This window comes from Arthrobacter sp. AOP36-F1-5 (genome assembly GCF_058137995.1).
In genome coordinates this window covers 1,918,224-1,942,462 of record NZ_CM176892.1, presented here as the reverse complement: position 1 = coordinate 1,942,462, position 24,239 = coordinate 1,918,224, and the positions used below count along the sequence as shown (strand labels likewise).

Here is a 24,239-nt window from a genome sequence, read left to right as displayed (position 1 = left end):
ATAGTCACCGGGCTTCTACCAAGGGACCCAACCAGTTCCACTATGGAAAACGAACAGTTCGAAGTCATCGCCGGTATCGACACGCACGCCGATACCCATCACGTTGCCTTGATCACCAATTTTGGCAGGCGCCTCGGTGACCATCAGTTTTTGGCAGTAGGATCCGGATACCGTCAGATTATCGACTACCTGACCGGTTTCGGTCCGGTAGCCGCAGTCGGTGTCGAAGGAACGGGCTCCTATGGTGCCGAATTGGCAAGGGTTCTTGCGGGCGAGGGGTTCACCGTTCGGGAGGTGAATCGGCCCAATCGGGCAGATCGGCGCTTGCACGGTAAGTCAGATCCGCTGGATGCCTACCAGGCTGCCGAATCAGTACTGGCAGGCCGGGGTACTTCCACGCCGAAGACTCGGGACGGCTATGTCGAGGCTTTGCGCGTGCTACGCACCGCTCGGGCCAGCGCCATCAAGGCTCGTACGGCTGTCCTGGCGCAGATCAGTGCCGTGCTGGTGGCTGCTCCGGAAGAGATCAGAGGTAAGTATCGTGGACTGTCGCCCACTGAACGTCCCAGGACCATGGCCGGCAGCAGGCCCTCCGGAGATCCTGCGGACTTGGTGGTGGCCACCTTGATGACGTTAAAGCGGATGGCGGTCAGGCATCAGTTCCTCTGTCAGGATGTCAGGGAGACTGACGCCCAGTTGGAAGAGATCGTTTCAACATGGTTCCCATCGATCCTGAAGGTCAACGGTGTTGGGGCCGTGATCGGTTCCCAGTTGCTGGTCACTTTTGGGGACAACCCCGAGCGTGTGAAAAGCGAGGCCTCGTTCGCAGCCTTGGCTGGGGTTGCACCCGTCCCGGCGTCCTCTGGGAAAACAACCCGTCATCGGCTTTGCCGCGGCGGTGACCGGCAGGCGAATGCCTCGATCTACCGCATCGTGCTGGTACGTATGTCAAAGGATAGGCGGACTCGAGAATACGTAGCTAGATGTATTGACCACTGAGGTTGGGTACGCGGGCAGCGGGTGGAAGTCCTCGTAGTGAAGTGTGGCCTCGGTGATGATTGTAGTGGTGTTGCCACTGTTCGAAGGCGGCGATGCGTTCGGCCTCGGAAGTATAGGGGCGGGCGTAGGCCCATTCGTCGAGCATGGTGCGGTTGTAGCGCTCGACCTTGCCGTTGGTTTGAGGGCGGTAGGGGCGGGTGCGCTTGTGCTTGATGTCCTCGCCCAGGGCGTCCCGGAAGGCGTGGGAGCGATAGCACGACCCGTTGTCGGTGAGGACTCGTTGGACCGTGATGCCCACGCTGTTGAAGTAGTCGTTGGCACGTTTCCAGAACCCGGCGGCGGTCTCCTTCTTCTCGTCGTCGAGGATCTCGGTGTAGGCCAGGCGGGAATGGTCGTCCACGGCGTTGTGCAGGAACATGTAGCCGGGTCGGCGGTTGGATTCGGCGCCGGTCTTGTTCCGCACCCCGTCGAATCGTCCCAGCATCTTGTGGCCTCCGCCGTCGGGGATCCGGCCGAGTTTCTTGATGTCGACGTGGACCAGGTCCCCTGGGTTCTCGTGTTCGTAGCGGCGGATGTTCCGCCCGGTCGCCCGGTCCTGCCAAGCCAGCTTGGCCAGCCCGTAGCGGGAGAGGACCTTGTGGACGGTCGAGGGGTGCATGCCCAGCAGGTAGGCGATGCGTGCCGGGCCCCAGCGGCGGTTCACGCGCAGGGCGATGATCCTTCGCTCACGCCGCTTCGGGGTCTGGTTGGGAGAGCGCTGGGGCCGGCTGGATCGATCGCGCATTCCTGTGGGGCCGAGCTCCCGGTACCGTTTGGCCCACCGGGCTGCGGTGGTCACGGAGACCTGGAAGCGTTCGGCGGCGCGGCGTAGCGGCCAGCCCTCGTCGACGATGCTCTGGGCAAGGGACAGGCGGCCCTTGGGGGCAAGAAGTGCGTTAGCGTGGAGCATGGAAGACCTCCGGTGTTGGAACGGACTCTGAACAAGCCCACCTTCACCCGGAGGTCTTCCCTATTTCAACTACCCCGGAGCGTTACCAACGTCCGTGGTCAATACAGCTAGACGTACCAGGGAGGGGCTGGGGAAGAAGGAAATCATACGGTGCCTCAAACGCTACGTCGCGAGAGAAATCTATAGGGTGGTCAACAATCCTCGACCGGTTCCGCCGATGAATGATCTACGTCCGCTGCGGCTGGCATTGGGCCTAACACTGGCGCTTGCGGCAAGAGAATTAGCAACATGGCCGACTTCGATCGCACGAATCGAAGTCGGGACCTCAAGAGATCTCGAAACCACCGAAAGGTACCGAGTCTGGCTCGATGAAAGGGTCAAAGAAGCAAATTGACAAGCATAGGTGCATCAACACCCCCCCGGACCATTGAAGACTAGGGGGCAAGAATCAATGCCGGGGCCGACAGGCAGCCACCCCAATAGTTGCTCATTAGGGGGGGGCTACTAAAAAGGCAACGGGGGCTTGGTTCACCCCGGCTTGCCACGTGTGGATGCATCGTTGATTCATCCACACTTTGGAAGCACGCCGCGCTATCAGAGCCTTTTGGCCGTCGGGGACGAGTGAGCCGGTGTGTATTCATTTCACGGCTCACGTAGATCTACCCGGAGCCTTTGTAGCCCGCATGATCTGAGCGCCGTCTTGTATAATGACGGTGGACTGAAAGTCGGATTTGTTATCGACATAATCAACATTGTTTGTGGTTGCCACGAGATGGAGGGACGCCCCTAAACGCTCCGCGTGCGGGTACCAGCGTATGACTCAAAATACTTTAAGCGGAATCTTTAGACGGACGCGAGTGTTCTTATGCAGGCGCAATCTTCTTACCGTACTTAAAGCTTTGGAAGTAACGACGTTCCCTTTAGCTGATAAGGCACGGACTCGGGTTTATCGCGCGAATACTGTGGTACTTGAATGTCGAATCGAAGGCGTAGGAATTGCCTTCGATATTGACGTGGGCCCAAGGAGCGCCAAGCTCTCTGTCCTCGGTAGAGACGATATTGCTCGCAGGATATTGCGAAATACTTTCATTGGAGCAGGGGAAAACGTACGCATAAATGGCGAGAGGAACATTCTAGGGAAATGGTCTTTTTCGCCCTTTAGAACGCGATCAGGCAAGGTGATCGTGGCGGAGATCCTGCTCGCCATGGAACGAATCGCGTCGCTTCCAGGCGAGATGCATCCTGAAGGGCAATTGAGTCGGGTGGATGCTCTGACGTATTGGTGGGATACTAAATCGAATTTTGGTGACACGATTGGGCCATGGCTTGTATCAGCCGTTACGGGCCTAAGACCGGCAAATAGAAAATGGGTCCAGCAGGATGTTCCTGCACTTTTTACTGTTGGTTCTGTTATTGGACATTTGAAGGTGCCCGGTGAGCATATTTGGGGTTCAGGGTTGATTGGGAAGCCTGGGCCAACAAAACTTGACCAACTACGAAACGTCCCTCCAGCACAGATTCACGCGGTCAGAGGAAAGTGGACGAGGGAAGTCCTGATTGGGGAACTTGGTTGGTCTGTTCCTGAGGTATACGGGGACCCCGCGCTTTTGCTACCAAGATTTTACGCGGCGCCTTCAGCCAAACCGAATCCAAAAGTTGCCCTAGGGCCGCACTACAAACACAAGAAGGATTTCGCTGGGATTCCTCGGTCGGGCGCAACCTTGGTTGACGTTGCTGATGGACTTGAGAGCGTTGTTGATCAGATTTCGACCTCAAGTGCTGTCTTGTCGACCTCTCTGCACGGGCTCATTATTGCGCAAGCTTATGGAATTCCGTGGGTCTGGATTCGGGTAGAAGACAAGCGATTGGGCGGTGATACGTTTAAGTTTGAGGACTTCTTCTCCCTTTTGAATCGCGATGAGGTTGCGACGGTAGATCTGAGTATCAACGAACTTGATAAATTCGATCTATCGAAATTGGCCTTGTGCGCGAGACTGCCCACTTCTTTCTATGATTTGGATCTGTTGGAGCGAGCATTCCCGGCTCACCTTTTTAGCTAGATGAACTCCGAGAGGCCCTCATGAAACCGTCAGTTTCTGTCGTTGTACCGACTTTCAATAGCGTGCTTCTGTTGAAGGAAGCCCTTCAGAGCGTTTTCGAGCAAACACTTGCTCAGGATGAAATTGAGATCATCGTTATTGATGATGGGTCTACCGACTCTACGTGGGAATATCTACAAAAAGCGGCTAGCGACCACGCCAACTTGATGCCGTTGTATCAGTCGAATGCTGGTCGGCCAAGCGTCGGTCGGAACCGCGGCATCGACGTGGCCGATGGAGAGTTCGTCTTCTTTTTAGACTCTGACGACCGGCTTGGCTCGGAATCGCTGGAACGTATGCTCGCGTCTGCCCGTGAGGCAGAGTCGGATATAGTCTTGGGTCGACAGTGCGGGGAAAATCGAACAGTCTCTAGTTCAGCGTTCCGTGAGACTGTTTTGGACGCTGACCTCTTAGAGGATGGCTTGTGGAATGTGTTGTCGCCCTGTCGCTTGTTTCGTCGCTCGGTGATAGAGCGGATAGGTGTGCGTTTCCCTGAAGACATGATTCAAGGCGAAGATCAAGTGTTTGTCGCGGCCTGCTGCTTTGCCGCTAATCGCATCAGCGTTTTAGCCGATTATGATTACTACTTCGTTCGTGGGCGCACAGATGGCGGGAACCTCTCGCAGACCAGCCAGACGTTCGAGAATAAATACATGACAACAACACGGATGGCCGCGTTGATCGTTGAGAACACGGAGCCGGGGCGTCAAAGAGAACGGTACTTTCAGCGTGTAATCTATCGGACACTGGCGCCTGGCCTAGGGAATCCCTTTATGTCTGCGAGCTTGTCCGATCGTTCAAAGTATCTTTCGGGGGTGAAGGAGCAAGTACTGGTGCATATGTCTAACGACGACCTGAGAGAACAACGCGATATACCCCGCCTCCGATTGGCAGTTGCTCGGGAGGGAACCGAAAGAGATTTGGCTGCATTGAATCGCCTGATTCAAAGTGGGCTGAAATCAACATGGGAAAATGAGCAGTTAGCGCTGGATTTAGGGCACTCGTTGAATAAACTCGTGGGCCCCGAACTACGAATTCGCCGGAACGAGTTGAATTCACTGCCCGCCATTTCAGCTCTGGTTCTAAACCCCAAAGGATTGACGCTCAAAGTCAGTCATGCCGATAGGAATCTTGCTGGATGCCCCAATCCTCCGGAGTTACTTTTGAGGACAAGGAAAAGCGGGAATGAGATTTTTATTCTTCCTGCAGAGTGGAATGGGGCTACGGAATCGTCTTTTGTCATCGGCCGTGGAGATTTCGTCGCTCCGAGTCTGGCGTCGAACGATATTTGGGACCCCCGAATTGTGCTTCGCGGGGATGGCCAGTTGTTGGATATGGGGAGAATCGCTCTACCGCCTCAGTTTGAAATGAATCGACTTTTCGAATCATCGGAGCCGGGGCTGTTCACTTTGTATCGCTCCCAGTACGGAAATATCAGCATCAAGCTCCTTTCAAGCACGGACACGATTCATTCGACGGGCGAACCTCGTAAGCTAATTGAGCCCGATGAGCGCCCTCACGGATTAATGCGACGCTTTAAACATTGGTGTGATGTCTCAAGACACTGGTGACAGTTCTGCCTCAGGACAATGGTGGCGTTCGGTGTATCAAGACATCGGTGATGGTTCCGGACATGTCTCCGCTTATTTGCTGAACCGTGTCCGGGATTTCCCGATACCCACGTAGGCGGTGCCCTTCGGTGGCCACAGGTATTCTGCGATGACTTCGCCTTCGGTGTTCGCGAATATGATGCTCTCTTGGTCCCACGTGGCAGTGACTGTCCGTCCTCCCATCCGCTTGGTCAGGGAAAACAGGGTCCTGCCGATGTTGACCACGCCGTTGGAATAGACCTGCATCTTCTGGCTGCCGGTGGGCGCCGGGTGACCGATACTGCCGCTGAATTTCCTGGGCGCAGCGTTCGCACGCAGGGCCTGGATGCGCAGCAGGTCGTAAGCATCTGGTGCCGCGCGCGTGCCATCCTTCGGCGGCGGCGGCGGCGACGGCGGTTCGGTGGGGTGCTGGGCCTGGACCTCTTGCGCCGTGGTCGGCGGTTTGGAAAGCACCGCCGCCGGTTTCGGGCGAGGAGCCTCGGCAATCTCTGTGGCGTCCCAAGCCTGCTGCGGGGTGACGCGTCCCGGCAACCCCTGGTGCGGGCGCTCCGTGTTGTAGATCTGGTCGAACCGGTCGACCTGATCCTGGAGCTGGCCGTGGTTTTGCGCCATCGGCTGCTTGTCCAGCCACCGAAACAGGGTCTGATGAAACCGCTCATTTTTGCCTTGGGTGGTCGGCTTGTTCGCCTTGCCGGTGATCGCTTCGACGCCCAGTGAGGAGACGTAGGCGACGAGCTGGCCTTCCCATCCACGGCGCGAGGGATTCAGCGCCATGCCATTATCCGACAGCAGGCGCTGAGGGACCCCATGGGCTTCGATGCCCTTCTTCACGACCGCCAAGGCAGCCTCGCTGGTCTCCGAGCCGGCGACGTGGGTCGCGATGGCCAGGCGCGAATGGTCATCCTGGAGCTGGAAGATCACGCACTTGCGTCCGCCGGTGAGCACGTACTCGGTCGCGTCGAGCTGCCAGCAGGCATTCGGTGCCGGGTAGACGAACCTGCGGTACGCGGCACGTGGCTTCTTCTTCGGCTCGGCCCGGGCCACATTCCTTTCGCGGAAGATCCGTGCCAGTGAGGCAATGGATGGAGTTTCCATCCCCAGGGAGGCCATCTTGTCGTGCACGCTGATAGGACCATGGTCCAGTCCGGAGGACTCCATGGCGGCCCGCACTTTCACGGCTTCATCCTTCAGCGCCTCGGGAACGCTGGTGGGCGAAGACTTGGGTCGCCGCGAGCGCGGTTCCAAGGCTGCCGTCTGGCCCTCGGTGCGGACTCTGGCCCGGATGGCGTAGAACGTCTTGCGAGTGATGGCGTGCTCGGCGCAGAACGTGGTGACCGCGCCGCGGGGCGCGTCATCGGGCCATTGGGCAATCGCGAGGCGTATTCGGGCGTCGACGGGCTCATTCGGATTCATCCGTCATTCTTGTCCGACCGCATCGGGGGCTGCCAAGCCCCTTAACACCGCCGGGAAGTGTCACCACCAAAACACCCGGGAGTGTCACCGATGTCTTGAGGCAGAACTGTCACCGATGTCCTGCGAGATAACAGCTTTAAACATTGGGTCGGGAATTTAAAGTCGCTACGGTGAATGTGGGTTGTGGGCGGATCGGACGCTATTCGGAGAACGAAATACATCGGTAACAGTCCATCACGATCGGCTTTTGAAAAATATCTCGATTACCAGCCACTAATCCGTGACTCTGATCCACGCGGAGGCACCGAGCAATCCGATGATCCCCGTCACGACGAATGCCCACCCGAAGCCCAGCTGGTCTGCGATGAGGCCGGCAACCACCGGCCCTAAAATGGCGCCCGAATCGCTGGCCATCTGGAAACCGGCCATAACTTTGCCACCATTATGATCTCGGCCGATGACGTCGGCTACGGCAGCTTGCTGTGCAGGGTTCATGAATCCGATACCCGCGCCAGCAATGATCGAGAGCGCGATGAACAGTACCGCGTCGTCGGTCAGTCCGATCCCGGCCATGGCTACTGACCCCACCGTGAGTCCCACCAAAACCGGCATGCGTCGCCCATATTTATCGGTGATTCGTCCGGCAACAGTGAGTGCAGCACCGTTGCCAATAGCGAATATTCCTAGCGACAGACCTGCTAGCGCTGCCCCATCGTCAAAGACTTGCGCTGCAAACAGCGGTACTAGCGCTACCCGTACCCCGAAATTTGACCATCCGTTGGCGAAGCCCGAGAACATGGCAGCCCGATAAGTCGGGCTCTTCAACGCATCGCTGAATGGCATCGATGGGCGTTCGTCACTGGGCCCGCGTTTCGCTGATGATCGCACTCCCAAAAGTGACAAATACACGAATGCTGCTGCGATGATGAGGGCGCCACCGTAGATGAAGAACGGCAGGCGGTATCCGAAGACCGCCAGGAAACCTCCGAGAACAGGGCCAACGATGTTGCCGATGAGGAATGATCCGGCGTAATACCCGGAGATCCGGCCGCGGATCTCCGTGGGTGCGAGTCGGGCGATGAGTGACATCGCAGAAACGGTGAACATGGTCGAGCCCACGCCACCAGCTGCTCGGAAGACGAGCAATTGGGTGTAGTCCTGGGCAAAGCCACAAAGAATGGTAGATACAGCGACGATGAGCACGCCCCCGACATATACCGGGGGCTCACTGAGAGCCGACGTCAATCGACCACTGACCGGGGCAAAGGCCAACCGGGTGAGGGCGAAGACACTGACGATGAAGCCAGCTTGGGCGATCCCGACGTCGAAGCTCTTGGCGAATTGCGGCAGGATCGGCGCGATCAGTCCGAAGCCAAGCGCAATGACGAATGCGGCGGCAATCAGGACCTTGATCTCACGAGGGATCGTCGGTTGTTTTGGAGGAAGGGTGGGTGTGCTCATCAAGCCAACAGCCTAGTCTGTGAGAAGCTTGTCCCGTGTCTACAGAAACCCTCCTAATCATTGCCATTGTCGTCGTCGTGGTCCTTGTCGTTGGCCTCGGGACGGCCTTCTTCCTGCGCGGACGCAAGACGCCACCCGGAACGTACGACGGGCCGCGGGATGCGAACGATCCGGCCCCCGGGAGTGCCAGCAGTGATGGAACCGACACCCTGACCCGTCCAGGGCAAGGTCCGGAACAAGGCCTCGACGGTGAGGGAGGCCCGGGAACTGCGCCGGCGCATGAAGACACAGCAGGCAAACAAGACATTGCCATTGACGTTCCCTCACCGGTCCTTGGCCGTCTCGCACGCCTCCGGGCACGTCTGGTCAAGTCGAACAATGCACTGGGAAAGGGACTGCTGTCGCTGTTGTCGCAGGACGACATTGACGAAGACGTTTGGGACGAGATCGAGGAAACGCTGCTGCTAGCTGACCTCGGCAGTGAACCTACCCAGGAACTGGTTGAAGCACTTCGTGAACGGGTGAAGGTCGAAGGCCACCGGGACCCTGTCCAGGTCAGGTCGATGCTTCGTACTGAACTCATCAAACTGGTTGATCCGAGCATGGACCGCTCCATCGTATCCGTTCGGCAGCCCACCGGCCCGTCGATCGTCATGGTCGTTGGAGTCAACGGCGTCGGAAAAACGACCACCATCGGCAAGATTGCCCGCGTCCTCGTTGCCGAGGATAAAGACGTGCTCCTCGGGGCTGCTGACACGTTCCGTGCCGCAGCCGCCGAGCAATTGGCAACGTGGGGGGCCCGAGTCGGTGTCCCTACCGTCCGTTCCGATGTTGACGGTGCAGACCCCGCGTCTGTGGCTTTCGAAGCAGTGAAAGCTGGCATGGATCAAGAAGTAGATGTCGTCATGATCGACACCGCCGGCCGCCTGCAGAACAAGGTCGGACTGATGGACGAACTGGGCAAAATTAAGCGAGTCGTTCAAAAGCAGGCTGCCGTCAATGAGGTTCTGCTCGTCCTTGACGCCACCACTGGCCAGAATGGTCTGAACCAGGCGAAGGTGTTCTCCGAAGTTGTTAACGTCACCGGAATTGTTCTGACCAAACTCGATGGAACGGCAAAAGGCGGAATCGTCGTCGCCATCCAGCGCCAACTTGGCGTACCCGTCAAACTTGTGGGACTCGGCGAGGGCCCGGACGATCTGGCGCCGTTCGATGCAGAGGATTTTGTCGACGCGCTCTTGGACTAGCTGGCTATAAGGTCTGTCAATATCGTGGTGGCGCAGGTATACCTACCTTCGGGCCGTGTTCTGCACGAAGCTGTTGAGGATCCGTGGCGGGTTGGATGGAGGGCGGCGCGAGTCGCCCAGTTGCGCTCACACTGACTGATGCGACCTCGGTGGGTCATCTGGCGTCGTTCGAGCTGCGTTTGGGGCGAAGGGCCGGGCGCCAAGCTAGTAGCGGCGTAACCCTTGGGGGTCCGCCATAGGACTATCGGCGTCTGGTCCGGTCCCTCGCCACCTTCCAGTCTGCCTCTGTCACGGGCGTTGGTGAAGGGTTGGTAATGGTGGGGTTCAGTCCTCCAGGGTCGTCCAGCGGGTGGGCTCGTAGGAGCATTGGTCACGCACCAGGGCATAGGCGATCCGGTTGGCCCGGTTGGCCATCGCGCAGGCAATGACCTTGCCTTTCTTCCCGCGCTTGCGCATGCTGGCCCCGTAGTCCTTCGAGGCCCGGTCGTGGAGCCACAGCCCGTTGCCCAAGCCGATGAGGGCCCGGCGTAGTTCGACGCTGCCCTCGCGGCTGATTGAGCCGTCCCGGCGCCGACCGGCTGATTCATATTGGGACGGAGACAGCCCGGAGGCCCGGTAGATCTGCGACGGTCCCGGCCACCGGGATGGTTCCCCGATACAGGCGCCGTAGGCCGCGGCCCGGGATACTGACCAGCCAGGCACGGACAGTAGGGGATGGAACGGGGTGGCCGGCAACAGTGCGGCGAGTTGGGCGTCCACCGTGCAGATCTGCCCGTCGAGGAGTTGGAGCATTGCCAGGTCTTCTACGAGCACTTCGCGGGCCGAGACGGCATCGTTCTGGGGCAACGCATCTCTGGCCGCGGCTACCAGCCGGGCCGCCATGGGGCCTCGGACCTGCAGCCCACGAACCTGGGCGTAGCGGATGAACCGTTCGGTACCCGGTGAGGAAAGACGGTCCGGGTCGGCGAAGTGCTCGGTGACCAGCCTGCCGACCTTGGTGGCCAGGACGTTGGGAAGGGCCAGGGACAGGCCGGGAAAGGTGCCGTCGAGCTGGCCCAGGATCTGGTTCTTCAACGCAGTCCTGGCCTCTATACGGCGATACCGGTGGGCGGCCAAGACGGTGATTGAGCCGATGACCACGGAGCGTTCGGTCATTGGCTGGCCACGTCCGGCCAGGACCAGTTCGGTGATTGCTTCGAGATCGATCGCGTCGGTCTTGACCTTGCGCCGGCCCTGGATGCGGCGTTGTTCGGCCACGTGGGCCGGATTCAGCTGGAGAAGGTCCCACCCCGGGGGCCAGGACATCGGGGACGAAAGCGGGTGGTGGTAATGCCCGGCGGTCTCGATGCCGACCAGGACCGGGATATCCGGTGGTATGACGAGCTGGATCTTCTCCAACGCGGCGTTCAGACCCGTTCGGGTCATCGCGGCATCGAATGGATCCAGTAGAACCTGATGTTCAGAGTCGGTGGCCGAGAGGGCCAGGGTGTTCTTGCCGACGTCCGCAGCCACGACTACGGTCTGTGTTGCATGATGGAATGACATGACCCACCTCCGGGGGCAGCCAGAAGGACCGGCGCGTCAACGCCTGATCCTCGATGAGGGATTTGATATATCCCTTCTGGCACCTCCGGAGGTGTTTTGGGAAGACCTACGACTTATATCAGGACGCTATGTGTTCGGTCGATCCTAGTTTCGCCTGACGGTCCGAACCGCTCTAACGGGCCGCTACCTATGAAAGGGCAGTACGTACTTTTGGGCCTGAAGGAGTTCTCGATGGAAAAGTTCCCGTAGTTGGGACACCATCACGTCAAGCCGGTTGCTAGGAATGCGTGCAAATCCAACAGTATGGTCGTGTTTATGGGCGATCGAACCACTCCGCTGACAGAGCAATGTTAAAGCTGGTGACGTCGCGGCATTCGGCATAAAACTCGAGAATTGTTATCGTAGTGTGATGAAAGCTCCCGAACTGAAGCGACGCGACCAGCGTCTGGACATTGCGAAGGGGCTCCTGATCGTCCTGGTAGTCCTCGGACATTTGCTCGAGGGAACAAATTTTTGGACTGCAGACACGGTACGTCTTCCACTGACGTTCATTTATGCGTTCCATATGCCGGCTTTTGCATTCCTTACGGGAATCACGGGAACACCAAAGAAACTAGTCCGACGAATCGGCCCGCTGGTAGTGCTACTTGTCCTCTTTCAAAGCCTCTATTTCGGGGCAACGCGCGTTCTGAAGCCTGGCGCGGATTTCGAGTGGAACGCCCCGTTCTGGATGCTTTGGTTCTTAGTGGCGATGATCTGGTGGCTGTTGCTGACACCGATCATTGATAGATTTCCTCGTTCCTCGATACTGGGGGCGATTCTTCTTGGCATCGCTGTGACCGTGGTTCCTTGGATTGGCTATCCACTATCCCTGGGCCGGGCTCTTGTCTTCCTGCCGTTCTATGCCGTTGGCTATGTTTATGGAAAGCGCGCCCTCAACTGGTGTATGGCAGCTCCAGGACTCCTTAAGGGCGTCGTCGTCGGCCTTGCGCTAATAACCGTCCTCGTTTTGTATTCCAAGGACATCCAGCATGGGTGGTATCACGCGGCTTTGAGTTCAGAGGAGCTTGATGCCACTCCAGCTGAGGGGCTAGCCATGAGAAGTCTGCTCCTAGGAGTTGCTGCATTATCTATCATGGCTTTTCTCATGCTCGTCCCAACGCAGGAACAAATGGGGCTAGCGAAAGTCGGACGGCACACTCTGCCTGTTTTCCTGCTCCATGGCTTCATTGTTTTGTGCGCTGAACCGTACCTGCCCGACGTTTTGGCGGACAAGAACATCGTTGCCATCGTCCTGGTTGTTGTCCTCGCGGCTGGAACAGTGTTGCTGACCTCGGGGCGTCGTACTAACGCGGTGATGCGGGATGTCAGCGGATATCTCTTCAAACGCCCTATTCAGTCGCAGGCAGACACGAAAGAGCGAGTGCCAAGCAGACTAACTCGGGCAAGCCAACACTAGTCATCGGCACGACATGGCCTAGCGGCAGGAGAGCCTGCCTCGCGAATGCGGCAAGGAGCCTGGAGTAGGCCGCCGGCGATCTACTCCAGGCCACACGGCTATTTGCGCTTTTTCTTATCTTCCTTTTCGCTGGGAACGACGACGAAAGGGGATTTCGAATGTGCCACACAGTGCTGACTTACGGAGCCCAACAGCATCCCGGCAAAGGCTCCATGGCCTCGGGTGCCCAAGACCAGTATTTGTGCGTCTTTAGATGCCTCGACCAGTGTTGAAGAAGGATGCCCCCGCTCGGTCCGCCGAATAACATTGGAGTCCGCTCCGACGGCTTCGGCGACGGTTTCTTCGAGAAGTTCGCGTGCACGCGCCTCGATTTTCTCCCCGGATTCTGCGTACGCGGCCAAGTATCCGTAGCTCGTCGGGATATCCCAAACGGCCAGTGCCTCTACCGGAGCTTCGTACCGCTGCCCGTATTCCACGGCCCATTTCAGGGCTGCCTTGGAATCATCGGACCCATCGACTCCGACCACAACTGGTTTGGTTGCCATGATTTCGTTCACCACCTCCGGTGTGCACCGAGCACACCCTTGAAGACTGCGGCCACGGTTCTGGTGGACGTGCCTTCTGGCAGGACCGCCTCGTCCACTCAATAGCCAGCATATCATGTGTGTGATCGACTGTTTGTAGGCCAGTTCAGCAAGGAAAACCTGCCAAGTTAGTGGCAGGAATCCCGCCAAAAGAGCGATAAGAATCCGGCCACCACAGCGACAACCCAAACCGGGAAAAGCGCTCTGAGAAATGATCACCCTGATGGCCAGGACCATGCCCGAAAAGGAAGGAAGGACATGGGCCCGCCACCACTCATATAAGTTCCTTACGGCGCCGCCATTCCACTAGCAAATGGCGCCGGAAGGGCTGGAAAGCAGATGACGGTACCCATGTCCATGCAAGAAGATATCAGGCGTCTGGACGCCGAGGGAGCCACAGGGCGGGCGATCGCCCGACAGCTGGGCATCAGCCGCGACTCCGTGGCCAAGTACGTCGGGCTCGAGGATTGCTCGCCAACACCACCAACACCACAAACACGCCCCGGTGGTTCGGTGCTGGCAGGGTTTGAGGAGACCATCGATACCTGGCTCAGAGAGGATGCGCGACGCGCACGCAAACAACGCCATACCGCCAAGCGCGTCTTCGACCGTCTGGTCGCCGAGCACGGTTTCTCAGGCTCCTATTCCCCGGTCCAACGCCACGTGAAGCGCTTTCACACCCGGCACCGGAGACCGGGCGAGGGCTACGCGGAACTAGTCTGGCCCGCGGGGAGCGCGCAGGTCGATTTCGGCCAAGCCGAAGCCATCATCGCCGGGGTGCGGCAGCTGCTTCATATCCTGGTGATCACGTTCCCGTTTTCGAACATGCGCTTCGTGCAGGCCTACCGCGGCGAAACGGCGGAATGTGTCTGCCACGGGCTGCGCACCATCTTCGAACGCATGGGTGCCGCCCCACGGCACTTGGTCTTCGACAACGCGACCGGCGTCGGCCGGCGCACCGGGGAGAAGGTCGTGGAGTCCAAACTGTTCTCCGCGTTCAAGCTGCATTACCGTGCCCAGGCACGCTACTGCAACCCGAACTCCGGGAATGAAAAGGGCAACGTGGAAAACGCGGTCGGGTTCCTGCGCCGCAACTTCATGGTCCCCGAGCCCGAAGCCGAATCCCTGGCTGGCCTCAATGAGGTCCTGCTGGCCCGTTGCGAGGAACTGGCCACCGCCACGCATTGGCGCAAGGGCCTGGCCATCGGTGAACTCTTCTCCGAGGACATCGCCGCGTCGATGGAGTTGCCCGGGGTTGGTTTCGACCCGGTGCGCTACGAGTCCCGTAGGGCCGACAAGACCGGGAACGTCCTCATTGACGGCAACACCTACGCCGCCGGACCCTCGATGCATTCGCGTGACCTCACGGTCGGGCTGCGCCACGACAAGGTCGAGATCCTCGACGAGCAAGCAGAACCCGTCATCACGTTCAACCGGGTCTTCGGCAAGCAGTCCAAGACGGTGTTCGAGCCGGCGACGTTGTTGCCGTTGTTGGAGCGCAAGCCCGGTTCATGGTCGCATTCACCGCTGCGTGAGCTGGTTCCGGACCCGGTGCGTGACTGGCTCGATACCGCCAGGTCACCGGATCGGCGACGCCTGTTCAACGCGGTGGACGCCGCTGCGGGCTCGGCCGGTTTCGATGCCGCCGTACAGGCAGCCGAGACTCTGATACGTCGCGGCGATGCCCCGGATGCCGCCGGTTTGGGGATGCTCGCCCGCCGGATCGCCAACGGGGCCGAACCTGACGTGTCCGGGGTGGACCTGGGCGTTTATGACAACCTCGTCGCCACTGCCGGAGAACCGGCATGAGCGCGGTCGTGGAGGTCCAGGACATCGTGGACGCCGGTAGGGCGGCGTCGTTGACGAGCAGTGTTCTGGAGCAATGGGCGCTGAAGGGGACTCCGAAGCAGCGTGAATACCTGTTGGGGATCCTGCAGGCGGAGCATGCCTCGAGGCAGGAATCCCGTCGCCAGCGTCTGCTTCGTGCTGCCCGGCTGCCGGCACTGAAGTCCGTGGAGGGCTATGACTGGTCGGCGGTGCGGTTCCCGACCGATTATGGCCGCGAGGCATTGCTCTCGCTGGACTTCATTGACCAGGCCCAGGACCTTGTCCTTTATGGCGACGTGGGCACCGGCAAGACGCATCTGGCATCGGCGTTGGCTGCCGCTGCCTGCCGGAAGGGCATCCCGGCGAGGTTCTTCACGACCTCGGCGTTGGTGATGCAGTTGCGTCGGGCCAAGGAGGAGCAACGTCTGGATAAGGAACTCGCTGCCTTGGCCAGGAACCGGGTTTTGATTATTGACGAGCTTGGCTATCTGCCTATTGATACCGAAGGGGCACGCCTGTTGTTCCAAGTCATATCGGATGCGTATGAAAAACAGAGTCTGATTTTGACAACAAATTTGGAATTCTCCCGGTGGGGAACCGTGTTCGGCGACGACAACATGGCTGCCGCGGTGATCGATCGCCTCGTCCATCACGGTCGTCTTTTGCAGTTCCGCGGGGAGTCCTACCGGGTCAAAAATGCGCTGATGAAATAGCTTGGTGCTGATTTGGCAGGAAAGCGTGCCGCAGTGGCCTGATTCTTAGCGCTTTAATGGCCGACTTCGAGTTGACGAAACACACATATCAAGGCGGCAGAGCCCTGATCCGGGGCCAGACTGGAGTCGCCGGAGGGTCCTTCGACCCTGCGGCGACTCGAATATCAATTACTTCGCTTCGACGTCGCTCTCCGGATGCCGAATGACGACGAAGGGGCATTTTGAATGAGACGCGCAGTGCTGACTGACGGAGCCCAACAGCATGCCCCTGAAAGCACCGCGCCCTCTGGTGCCCAAGACCAAGAGCTCGGCGGACTCCGAGATTTCCACCAGAGTTTTGGCGGGGTGCCCACGCTCGGTGCGTTGAAGCACTCCGGAATCTGCGCCGACGGCTTCTTGAACTGCTTCGTTGAGGACCTTGCTGGTGCGTTCCTCAACTTGTGCGCCGGTCTCTGGGTAGGTGGCCATATTCCCGAAGGCCAACGGAAGTTCCCAGACCGCCACAGCGTAGACCGGAAGGTCGAAGCGCTTCCCATACTCCACGGCCCACTGAAGGGCTGCTTTGGAGTCGTTGGAGCCATCGATGCCGACGACTACTGGTTTGGTTGCCATGTGTTCGTTCACCACCTCCGGTGTGCTCCGAGCACACCTTCGAAGATCACGGTCGCTGTTGCAGAGGACGTGCCGGATGGCAGGACCGTTTCGTCCACCTGAGGCCAGCTTAGCAGCGGGTACGGAGGGGTCAGCCGGCTGCTGGAGGAGCGTCCTGTGGTGAGAGTTCGGTGCCCGGAAGGAGGCCTTTCATCGCTTCGCTCTCCAACTCGACTTCTTGGGAAGTCATCCAGTGGGTGGGTCCGTTGGAGCCGGCGGGGTATTCCTCCATCGGGACCTCGTCGTTCGACCAGGCGGCCAATACCGGCTCGATGATCCGCCAGCATTGTTCGGCGGTGTCATCACGAACCGACAGCGTCGGGTCCCCGGCCAGTACGCCCGCCAAGACTTCACCGTAGGGCAGCAGGTCGGGGGTGTTGAGCTGGGCTGAAAGACCGACACGGTCCAGGTTGTACATGTCCCCGGGGCCATTGACGTCTAGCTCGAGTTGAAGGATGTCCGGGCCGAAACCGATGCGCAGGCGGGTGGGGGAGTCGTTGCCGGTGAAGCCTTCCGGTAGGTGGGCGACCGGCTTGAAGGTGATGACGGCCTCTTTGCGGGGCTGCGCCAGAGCCTTTCCCGAACGCAGGATGAACGGTACGCCAGACCAGCGGGAGTTGTTGATCTCGACTTCGATCTCCGCCAGGGTTTCGGTGTTGTTGGTCCGATCCACACCGTCTTCGGAGGTGTAGTCAGGCACATGGTGTCCGCGGCTCGTCCCAGCGGTGTAGCGGGCACGCCGGGTGCTTTTGGTGTAGTCGGTGGGGACCTTCGTCGCCCGAAGGACCGAACCGATGTGGTCGCGTAGATCCCGTTCGCCCAAAGTGGCGGGGGCGTTGAGGGTCAGCAGGGCCAAGATCTGCAAGAGGTGTGACTGGATCATGTCCCGTAGGGCACCGGCATGGTCGTAGTATCCTGCCCTGGACTCCAGGGCCAGATCTTCGTCGTAGAAGATCTCCATCTTCGCCACGTGTTCGCTGCTGAACAGTGGTTCTAGGAAGCGGTTGGCGAAGCGTAGGCCCAGGATGTTGAAGACCGTGGCCTTGCCCCGGAAGTGGTCCACACGCTGGATGGATTCCTCCGGCACCAGGCGGGTGAGTGTCTTGGTCAGGGCGTGGGCTGATTCGGCGCTGGAACCGAAGGGCTTCTCCATGACCAGCGAGGTACCCTCGGGGACTTCTTCCGGTGTCAGGACTTCGCAGGCTTTCTGACTGACCGTCGGGGGAAGCGCGAAATACAGGGCGATCGGGCCCTCGCACGTGGCCAGTAGTTTGCCGAGTTCGCCCGGTGCGGTGACGTCGAGGGCCGTGTACGTCGTCTGCCGGGCAATGCGGTCCAAATGTGCGGCACCGTCTCCGGAAGCCTTCGTCCGTGCTTCGGCGAAGGCCTCGGTGACGCGGTTGGACCAATCTTTGGGGGTGAAATCCGGGGAGCCGGCCCCGGCGAGGATCAAGTCAGGCTGATCTCCCTTGGAGATGAGGGCAGCCAGACCTGGCAGCAGCAATCTTCCGGTCAGGTCCCCTGAGGCGCCGAGGATGAGTAACGTCTTGACATGGGATTTCTTTGCTTCACTCACCTGCCTAGCTTGCCACCATTGCGCCCACGGTGTCTGCCCCTGCTGGCCGATACCGTCGGGCACGTTGGACCTTGGTAACCTTGGTAGTCGAGTCCAGCGGGGTTTCCCGCAGCCACCCACACGAAAGTAGTTCAGCTCACGTGTTCAATTCTCTCTCCGACCGGCTGACAGCGACCTTCAAGGGCCTGCGCGGCAAGGGACGCCTTTCCGAAGCCGATGTCGACGGGACCGTCCGGGAGATCCGGCGCGCCCTGCTTGACGCCGATGTCGCCGTTCCGGTGGTGCGTGCCTTCACCGCACAGGTCAAGGAACGTGCACTGGGCGCCGAAGTCAGCGGTGCGCTGAACCCGGGCCAGCAAATCATCAAAATCGTCAACGAGGAACTGGTGGGCATCCTCGGTGGGGAAACCCGCCGTTTGAATCTGGCCAAGGTTCCACCGACGGTCATCATGCTGGCGGGTCTCCAGGGCGCGGGTAAGACCACGCTGGCGGGCAAACTGGCCAAATACCTCAAGGCTCAGGGACATACCCCGCTGTTGGTGGCCTGTGACCTGCAGCGGCCCAATGCCGTCAAGCAGCTCCAGGTCAACGGTGAACGCGCGGGTGTCCCGGTCTATGCCCCACACCCAGGCGTCTCCTCGGAATTTGAGGAGGCCACCGGCGACCCGGTCGTCGTCGCCCGCAACGGCGTCTCCGAAGGCCGGCAGAAGCAGCACGATGTGGTCATTGTTGACACCGCCGGCCGTCTGGGTGTTGACGAAGAGCTGATGCAGCAGGCAGCTGACATTCGTTCGGCAGTCAATCCACATGAAGTCCTGTTCGTCATCGACGCGATGATCGGTCAGGATGCCGTGAACACTGCCCAGGCCTTCAACGAGGGTGTCGGAGTTACCGGTGTGGTGCTCTCCAAGCTCGATGGCGACGCGCGCGGTGGCGCCGCGCTGTCCGTTGCCTCGGTGACCGGCAAGCCGATCATGTTCGCATCGACCGGCGAGAACCTGAGCGACTTTGAGGTCTTCCACCCGGACCGGATGGCCAGCCGCATCCTGGACATGGGCGACATGATGACGCTCATCGAACAGGCTGAACAGAACTGGGATAAGGGCGAAGCCGAACGGATGGCGCAGAAGTTCGCCGACCGCGAGGACTTCACCCTGGACGACTTCCTGTCCCAGATGCAGCAAATCAAAAAAATGGGCTCCATGAAGAAAATGCTCTCCATGATGCCCGGAGCCGCCATCTCCAAACAGCAGCTCGAGCAATTCGATGAGCGTCAGATCGACAGGATCGAAGCCATCGTCCGCTCGATGACCCAGCACGAACGCGTGGCTCCGAAGATCATCAACGGTTCTCGTCGAGCCCGTATCGCCAAGGGTTCAGGCGTGAGCGTTTCCGAGGTCAACCAGATGCTCGAGCGCTTTGGTGAAGCACAAAAGATGATGAAGCGCATGGCCGCCGGCGGTGGGATGCCGGGCATGCCCGGTGGCGGTGGTCGGGGCGGCGCCAAAAAGGGTAAAGGCGCTGGCAAGAAGAAGCAGAAGTTCGGAAACCCGGCCAAGGCTGCCCAGGCGGAATTGGATTCCAAGAACCGCAAGTCGGCTGCTCCCTCGGCCCCGACGGGTGCCTCCTTCGGGCAGCAGGGCGGGCAGGACTTCAATCCCTCGGACCTGAACTTGCCCAAGGGCTTTGATAAGTTCCTGGGCAAATAGGTCGGCGGCGGTAGCGGCTGATGACTGTTGTGCAGGGACTTGACGGATTCCTCGGCGCCCGGTGGAAGCACCAGGCCTACGCTTCGACCCTGGTACGGCGCTCCGATGGGGCCGTCCTGACCGTCAAGGACGCTGTGGGAGTCAACGAATCCCGTTACGGCGAGGACTCGGAGCCGGACTGGGTGCTACCGACCGCCCAGGTCAGGTCAGGGGCGACGCCGCGCGGGGCTGCCGCCTCGATCGTGGCCCGGATGGCTTTGGAACCCTCGATGGGCCGGATGCTGGTCCATGATTTCCGCCCCGCTACCGGAGGAGCGCACTCGGCCGGAGGAAATGACACGGGCCAAGAGTTCTTCGTGTACGACGGGGGCACCTGGGTCACCGATGTGGAACGCTTCACCGCCGACGGCGGGCTGCTCCAGGGTAGATTCTGCCCGCTGGATCAACTTCCGGTCCTGTTGCCACCCGGGGACGCGGAACGCGCCGCAGCCGGTGTCCGTGCCCTGGAGCTCGGGGGAGTGACCGAACTCGAGCACGGCAAGGACATGACCCCTCGCCATGTACCGGGCAACCGGCAGCCTCCCCGCGGTCTCATGCCCGAACTACCGACGACAGCGCCGGTACCCGGATTGAAGGGTAGAACGGCCTGAATCGTCGCGATAGTGTGCGGAGGCAAAACAGTTGGGTCTAACCTCCCAGCGCCCCACACACTCCGGTGATGTTAGGAGCTGAAGATTCCTTAGGGTCAGCCGGAACAGGGACCCTATTTTTGGGGCACGGCCTAAGACACACGAAAACGTGGACCCGTAGTGACGTTGAAGGCGTGCGGCTTCTTGGCCACGTCGCAGTGGCTGGTCTGCTTTCACTCATGGCAAGGACCCTTTATTTGAGCTTGGATAGCCTAAGGACCACGTGCACAGTGAGGACCGGCCGCGGGTTCTCACCAAGCACCCAGATGCGTGTCCAAAAGTAGAATTGTGATCGAGCACTACTTCCTATTGCGGCTGGCCGGGGGATCCACGCTACGGCAGATCCGGACAGTGTTCCCTGCCCTCCTCAGGCTCCTAGAGGCGATATCCCTGGTGCCTAGAGAGGCCTGCGACGGCCTCCCGGATCATCGATGATTGGGGAATAAATCATGCCTAGTGCGACAGGCCAGTTGCTCAAGTCTTGCTCACTGAGGGGCTACCAAAAAGGACAACGCTGGAAGTCCGAGTGAGACGCGTATGGTGGACGGGTGGATCCAAATAAAGAAGAGGGATCGGGCGATTCTGAGACCATCGTGCAGGTAATGGACAGCCTGGGTTTCAACCGCGGAGGGCTGACCCGCGCAGTGTTCGACCGGTTCAGGCTGGTGTCAGAGGGGCGCCGTGCAATAGTCGTTACGGTCGACTACCAACCGGATGTCCGTGCTGTATTCGAGAGTTTGGTCGCAGCTGGACAGCTTCCATCGCATGCAACGCTCTTAAACTTCGATGAGGATCAAAGAGCGCAGTTGCGTGATGAGGCCCGTCCTATCGAGACGCCGCATGTCACTTGGGAATCTACAGGAGTTGCAGTGGGTGCGCCAGAGCCGGTGTCTTCCGGGACGTTCATTCGATACTTCCAAGAGGGCACCTTTCTCGGACTTGTATCCCGAGACATGGACGGACACCTGCGAATGGTCGAGAAACACGATGAGAACCGCCCGTGGGTTCGGGAGTTCAGGGATACTCCTTGGGCAAATGGGGCTATAGCAAAACGTGAATATTATGATGATCGAGGGAGGCCTAGGTTCCGCATTTACATCGGTGCCGACATGCGCCCGTACCTTTCAACATGGGTGAATGAGAATGGGTATGAGTACCGTACGGCCGAGCACATCGGATCGGAAACGATCTTCCGGGGTGATGCCCGTGGGGCGAACGCCGCATGGTTGACTCGCAAGCTTGGAGAGATCGGCCCAGTAGTTGTCTTTACCGACGAGCCTCGGACGACGTTTGCTTTGACTATCGGCGGCCAGAACATCCGACATGTGACTACGGTCCACACTACCCACTACAGGAATAATCAGGACTCTAGTGAGGGACTTAAACACTGGACAAATCACTACACTGACAACTTTGAACGAGTCGACGCTATCGTGTTCTTCACCGATATGCAGCGCCGCGACTTCGTTAATGACACGAACTGCCCTCCTGCCAAGACTTTCGTCATTCCTCATGCGGCACCTCTGGGCGCGGCAAGCGACGTTGCCTGGGTCGAACGGCATCCCCGAAGGCTTGTGTCGGTCTCGCGTCTCGCCGATGATAAGCGTCTGGAAGATGCAATCCGCGCCTTCGCCAAGGTAGCTCCTGCTATACCAGAGGCGGAATTTAGGATTTATGGGGCTGGTGCAGCTGAGAGACCACTACGGGAGCTTGTCGCGGAGCTTGACGCCGAAGAATCAATATCACTTGAGGGTCCAACTGACGCACCGCTTGAGTGTTTCGCTGGGAGCGCGGCGTCTATCCTGACATCCCGCTATGAAGGGTTCGGACTCGTCATTTTGGAGAGCTTTGCTACCGGGACCCCGGTGATTTCATACGATGTCATATACGGACCGAGGAATATCATAGAATCAGGGGTGAACGGTTTCCTCTGTCCGGACGGGGACATCGATTCGTTGGCTGAGGCAATAATGCTGGCGCTCGGCAGTTTTTCGGATTCGGGTGATCTGGAACTCGGGTCGAGAGAAAAAGCTGAACAGTACACGCCAGCCAGCTGGGCCAGCGCTTGGCAAAATATTGTCCCCTTCGAAAGTCGTGGATAAGAAGCTCAAAAGCGCGGACACGTTAAGCCTCCATTACGGTAGTGTCCTTGGCATTTTCCTGGGTTCTTTTGAGTGAAAATTCGCTCTCTTCTAGGGATGGGCGGGCCCGCCTATGGACCCCCGGTGCCTAGACGAGTTTCGCATTCGATACTGGATACTGGTGGTAATTCACAGATAGGGCACTTGCACACACCACTGATGGGGTGATTGTGAAAGTACTCCAGGGTAGTGCCCATGGCTGGTCCCCACCATAGAAGTCCAGTTGGCGTGGGCCCTTATGGGTAGTCCGTTTTTGTGTGAGTAGGGGATAGTGACTTCAGGAGGTCACGCTATGCCTTTCCAATACCCACGTTCCATCTGGCGGGGCATCAGCATCGGCCTTCGACAGGGCGAATCAGTCGCCTCGGTCTCCGCGCAAACTGGCATCTGCCAAGGGACTCTCTACCGGTGGAAACACCAAGCACCTGTAGACGCCGGCATGAAGGTAGCAACACCCAGTCCGGCCGCCGGCGACCTCGCTTCTGCCCGCAAAAGGATCCGACAACTCGAGGACGAAATAGCCATCGTGAAGGCCGCGAGCGCGTTATACGACGACACGGTGGTGGTGCTCCCAAAAGGAAGACCGTGGTCGTCGATGGACTCGTCGCCCAAGGATTCTCCGCCCGACGGTCCTGCCTCACCGTAGGGTTGAACAGGTCGGCCTACGTCAAGCATCTGTGTGCAGAACCCTCGATCCGGGCCATCAGCCGTTCCATTGTGGCCGCCTACGTTTGCCTGATTCACCGGCAATCCGGCGGGGCCTAGTGGTGGCGCCGAATCAAGGCCGAACTGCTGGATGAGTACGAGATGATCGTCAACCGAAAACTCATCATGGCCATCATGAACGAGCATGAAATTGCCTTAGGTTCCGCGGGCCAGTACTTTCCGCAACCCGTTGGCAGATAAACGTACGGATACCGATTTGGTCAATCGGATCTTCACCGCTGATGGGCCGAACAGGCTCTGGCTCACTGACGTGACCGAGCACCCCATCAGGGAAGGAAAGGTCTATTGCTGTGTAGTGCTGGACTGCTTCGCTCGCACCGCTGTCAGCCGGTCCTTCGCGACCATCAACGACACCGCGCTGGTCAACCGGCCATCACCCAGGCTCAACGGACCAGGAAGCGCGAGGGCGCGACGGTCATGCATTCGGATCACGGAGCCAACTTCACTTCTTGGGGTTCAGCGAGAACCTTCGCACTTGGGATGTGACACCTTCGCTGGGTAGCGAGGGGGGACTGTTTCGACAACGCAGCCATGGAGTCATTCTGGGGCCGTGTGCAGACCGAACTCCTGGACACCCGAAAGGCCTGGAGGACCGTCGTTGAACTCATCACGGCGATGGACGCTTGGGTGGATTTCTACAATGGCAAACGCCGGCACAGCTACGTTGGCTATGTGGGCCCCGACCAGTACGAAGTACTCTGGAACGACCTCAACAACCCGCTCTTATTCACATAAGACCGGCGGAAAACGCGGGTGCCATCAGACTTCTACGGTGGGGCCCAGTCAAAGCCAAGAACGAAATCCATCTCCGGACATTTGCGATGTACGAGGTCAAGGATTG

The 24,239-nt window shown here is 59.2% G+C and carries 19 protein-coding genes; 12 read left to right on the top strand and 7 right to left on the bottom strand.

The features are described 5' to 3' along the window. Window positions 1-42: 42 nt before the first annotated feature. On the top strand, window positions 43-999 hold the full coding sequence (locus tag AC3ZI9_RS08890) for an IS110 family RNA-guided transposase (RefSeq protein WP_489923485.1): 957 nt from the start codon (window positions 43-45) through the stop codon (window positions 997-999). Here AC3ZI9_RS08890 and AC3ZI9_RS08885 read toward each other — a convergent pair. Beyond that, window positions 980-1,948 carry an IS481 family transposase gene (locus AC3ZI9_RS08885; protein WP_489923484.1) on the bottom strand — a complete coding sequence of 323 codons (969 nt, stop codon included), beginning with the start codon at window positions 1,946-1,948 and terminating at the stop codon, window positions 980-982. The two genes, AC3ZI9_RS08890 and AC3ZI9_RS08885, sit on opposite strands and share 20 nt — an antisense overlap. 1,184 nt (window positions 1,949-3,132) lie before the next feature. On the opposite strand from AC3ZI9_RS08885, the gene AC3ZI9_RS08880 reads away from it, so the two are divergent. Beyond that, the gene (locus AC3ZI9_RS08880; RefSeq protein WP_489923483.1) at window positions 3,133-4,008 is read left to right on the top strand and encodes a polysaccharide pyruvyl transferase family protein; all 876 of its coding nucleotides are present in this window, start codon (window positions 3,133-3,135) and stop codon (window positions 4,006-4,008) included. 71 nt (window positions 4,009-4,079) lie between these two features. Beyond that, window positions 4,080-5,618, top strand: a complete 1,539-nt coding sequence (locus AC3ZI9_RS08875; RefSeq protein WP_489923482.1) for a glycosyltransferase family 2 protein — start codon at window positions 4,080-4,082, stop codon at window positions 5,616-5,618. 72 nt (window positions 5,619-5,690) lie between these two features. Here AC3ZI9_RS08875 and AC3ZI9_RS08870 read toward each other — a convergent pair whose 3' ends face one another. Then, window positions 5,691-7,070, bottom strand: a complete 1,380-nt coding sequence (locus AC3ZI9_RS08870) for an integrase core domain-containing protein (RefSeq protein WP_443349363.1) — start codon at window positions 7,068-7,070, stop codon at window positions 5,691-5,693. Between the two features lie 273 nt (window positions 7,071-7,343). After that, the gene (locus AC3ZI9_RS08865) at window positions 7,344-8,531 is read right to left on the bottom strand and encodes an MFS transporter (RefSeq protein ID WP_489923481.1); all 1,188 of its coding nucleotides are present in this window, start codon (window positions 8,529-8,531) and stop codon (window positions 7,344-7,346) included. Window positions 8,532-8,566: 35 nt separating this feature from the next. Here AC3ZI9_RS08865 and ftsY point away from each other — a divergent pair, with 35 nt between their 5' ends. Continuing rightward, on the top strand, window positions 8,567-9,778 hold the full coding sequence (gene ftsY, locus AC3ZI9_RS08860) for a signal recognition particle-docking protein FtsY (protein WP_489923480.1): 1,212 nt from the start codon (window positions 8,567-8,569) through the stop codon (window positions 9,776-9,778). A gap of 324 nt (window positions 9,779-10,102) precedes the next feature. Here ftsY and AC3ZI9_RS08855 read toward each other — a convergent pair whose 3' ends face one another. Beyond that, window positions 10,103-11,323 (bottom strand): IS110 family RNA-guided transposase, encoded by a 1,221-nt coding sequence (locus AC3ZI9_RS08855; protein ID WP_443349315.1) that lies wholly within the window; start codon window positions 11,321-11,323, stop codon window positions 10,103-10,105. 409 nt (window positions 11,324-11,732) lie between these two features. Here AC3ZI9_RS08855 and AC3ZI9_RS08850 point away from each other — a divergent pair, with 409 nt between their 5' ends. Then, the gene (locus tag AC3ZI9_RS08850; RefSeq protein WP_443349313.1) at window positions 11,733-12,782 is read left to right on the top strand and encodes an acyltransferase family protein; all 1,050 of its coding nucleotides are present in this window, start codon (window positions 11,733-11,735) and stop codon (window positions 12,780-12,782) included. 98 nt (window positions 12,783-12,880) lie between these two features. Here the strand turns inward: AC3ZI9_RS08850 and AC3ZI9_RS08845 are convergent, their stop codons facing one another. Continuing rightward, complete coding sequence (locus AC3ZI9_RS08845) at window positions 12,881-13,339, bottom strand: universal stress protein (RefSeq protein ID WP_489923479.1); 459 nt, start codon at window positions 13,337-13,339, stop codon at window positions 12,881-12,883. A gap of 378 nt (window positions 13,340-13,717) precedes the next feature. On the opposite strand from AC3ZI9_RS08845, the gene istA reads away from it, so the two are divergent. Then, a complete protein-coding gene (gene istA / locus AC3ZI9_RS08840; RefSeq protein ID WP_443349347.1) occupies window positions 13,718-15,175 on the top strand; it encodes an IS21 family transposase in 1,458 nt (485 codons plus the stop codon). Continuing rightward, entirely contained in the window at window positions 15,172-15,906 is a 735-nt protein-coding gene (istB, locus tag AC3ZI9_RS08835) for an IS21-like element helper ATPase IstB (RefSeq protein WP_443349346.1), read from the top strand. The genes istA and istB overlap by 4 nt, the downstream gene beginning before the upstream one ends. 168 nt (window positions 15,907-16,074) lie before the next feature. On the opposite strand, the gene AC3ZI9_RS08830 is transcribed toward istB, so the two are convergent. After that, window positions 16,075-16,518, bottom strand: coding sequence for a universal stress protein (locus tag AC3ZI9_RS08830; protein WP_218778260.1), 444 nt, complete (start codon window positions 16,516-16,518; stop codon window positions 16,075-16,077). 130 nt (window positions 16,519-16,648) lie between these two features. After that, the gene (locus AC3ZI9_RS08825; RefSeq protein ID WP_489923478.1) at window positions 16,649-18,133 is read right to left on the bottom strand and encodes a glucose-6-phosphate dehydrogenase; all 1,485 of its coding nucleotides are present in this window, start codon (window positions 18,131-18,133) and stop codon (window positions 16,649-16,651) included. Between the two features lie 140 nt (window positions 18,134-18,273). Between AC3ZI9_RS08825 and ffh the strand changes: the two genes are divergently transcribed. The 5 genes from ffh to AC3ZI9_RS08800 all read left to right on the top strand — a co-directional run bounded on the left by ffh (window position 18,274) and on the right by AC3ZI9_RS08800 (window position 24,133). Next, window positions 18,274-19,842 carry a signal recognition particle protein gene (ffh, locus tag AC3ZI9_RS08820; RefSeq protein WP_443348373.1) on the top strand — a complete coding sequence of 523 codons (1,569 nt, stop codon included), beginning with the start codon at window positions 18,274-18,276 and terminating at the stop codon, window positions 19,840-19,842. A gap of 20 nt (window positions 19,843-19,862) precedes the next feature. Further along, on the top strand, window positions 19,863-20,492 hold the full coding sequence (locus tag AC3ZI9_RS08815; protein ID WP_489923477.1) for an NUDIX hydrolase: 630 nt from the start codon (window positions 19,863-19,865) through the stop codon (window positions 20,490-20,492). 587 nt (window positions 20,493-21,079) lie between these two features. Then, window positions 21,080-22,633, top strand: a complete 1,554-nt coding sequence (locus tag AC3ZI9_RS08810) for a glycosyltransferase (protein WP_489923476.1) — start codon at window positions 21,080-21,082, stop codon at window positions 22,631-22,633. Window positions 22,634-22,964: 331 nt separating this feature from the next. Next, entirely contained in the window at window positions 22,965-23,318 is a 354-nt protein-coding gene (locus AC3ZI9_RS08805) for a transposase (RefSeq protein WP_489923475.1), read from the top strand. Between the two features lie 611 nt (window positions 23,319-23,929). Beyond that, window positions 23,930-24,133 (top strand): integrase core domain-containing protein, encoded by a 204-nt coding sequence (locus tag AC3ZI9_RS08800; protein WP_489923474.1) that lies wholly within the window; start codon window positions 23,930-23,932, stop codon window positions 24,131-24,133. The last annotated feature ends 106 nt before the right edge of the window (window positions 24,134-24,239 follow it).

What these genes read in the sequence shown, in the direction of transcription:
- AC3ZI9_RS08850 (WP_443349313.1), top strand. Translation starts at nt 11,733, where the DNA reads ATGAAAGCTCCCGAACTGAAGCGACGCGACCAGCGTCTGGACATTGCG.
- istB (WP_443349346.1), top strand. Translation starts at nt 15,172, where the DNA reads ATGAGCGCGGTCGTGGAGGTCCAGGACATCGTGGACGCCGGTAGGGCG.
- AC3ZI9_RS08885 (WP_489923484.1), bottom strand. Translation starts at nt 1,948, where the DNA reads ATGCTCCACGCTAACGCACTTCTTGCCCCCAAGGGCCGCCTGTCCCTT.
- istA (WP_443349347.1), top strand. Translation starts at nt 13,718, where the DNA reads ATGTCCATGCAAGAAGATATCAGGCGTCTGGACGCCGAGGGAGCCACA.
- AC3ZI9_RS08870 (WP_443349363.1), bottom strand. Translation starts at nt 7,070, where the DNA reads ATGAATCCGAATGAGCCCGTCGACGCCCGAATACGCCTCGCGATTGCC.
- AC3ZI9_RS08890 (WP_489923485.1), top strand. Translation starts at nt 43, where the DNA reads ATGGAAAACGAACAGTTCGAAGTCATCGCCGGTATCGACACGCACGCC.
- AC3ZI9_RS08805 (WP_489923475.1), top strand. Translation starts at nt 22,965, where the DNA reads ATGCCTTTCCAATACCCACGTTCCATCTGGCGGGGCATCAGCATCGGC.
- AC3ZI9_RS08815 (WP_489923477.1), top strand. Translation starts at nt 19,863, where the DNA reads ATGACTGTTGTGCAGGGACTTGACGGATTCCTCGGCGCCCGGTGGAAG.
- AC3ZI9_RS08865 (WP_489923481.1), bottom strand. Translation starts at nt 8,531, where the DNA reads ATGAGCACACCCACCCTTCCTCCAAAACAACCGACGATCCCTCGTGAG.
- AC3ZI9_RS08855 (WP_443349315.1), bottom strand. Translation starts at nt 11,323, where the DNA reads ATGTCATTCCATCATGCAACACAGACCGTAGTCGTGGCTGCGGACGTC.
- AC3ZI9_RS08800 (WP_489923474.1), top strand. Translation starts at nt 23,930, where the DNA reads ATGGAGTCATTCTGGGGCCGTGTGCAGACCGAACTCCTGGACACCCGA.
- AC3ZI9_RS08830 (WP_218778260.1), bottom strand. Translation starts at nt 16,518, where the DNA reads ATGGCAACCAAACCAGTAGTCGTCGGCATCGATGGCTCCAACGACTCC.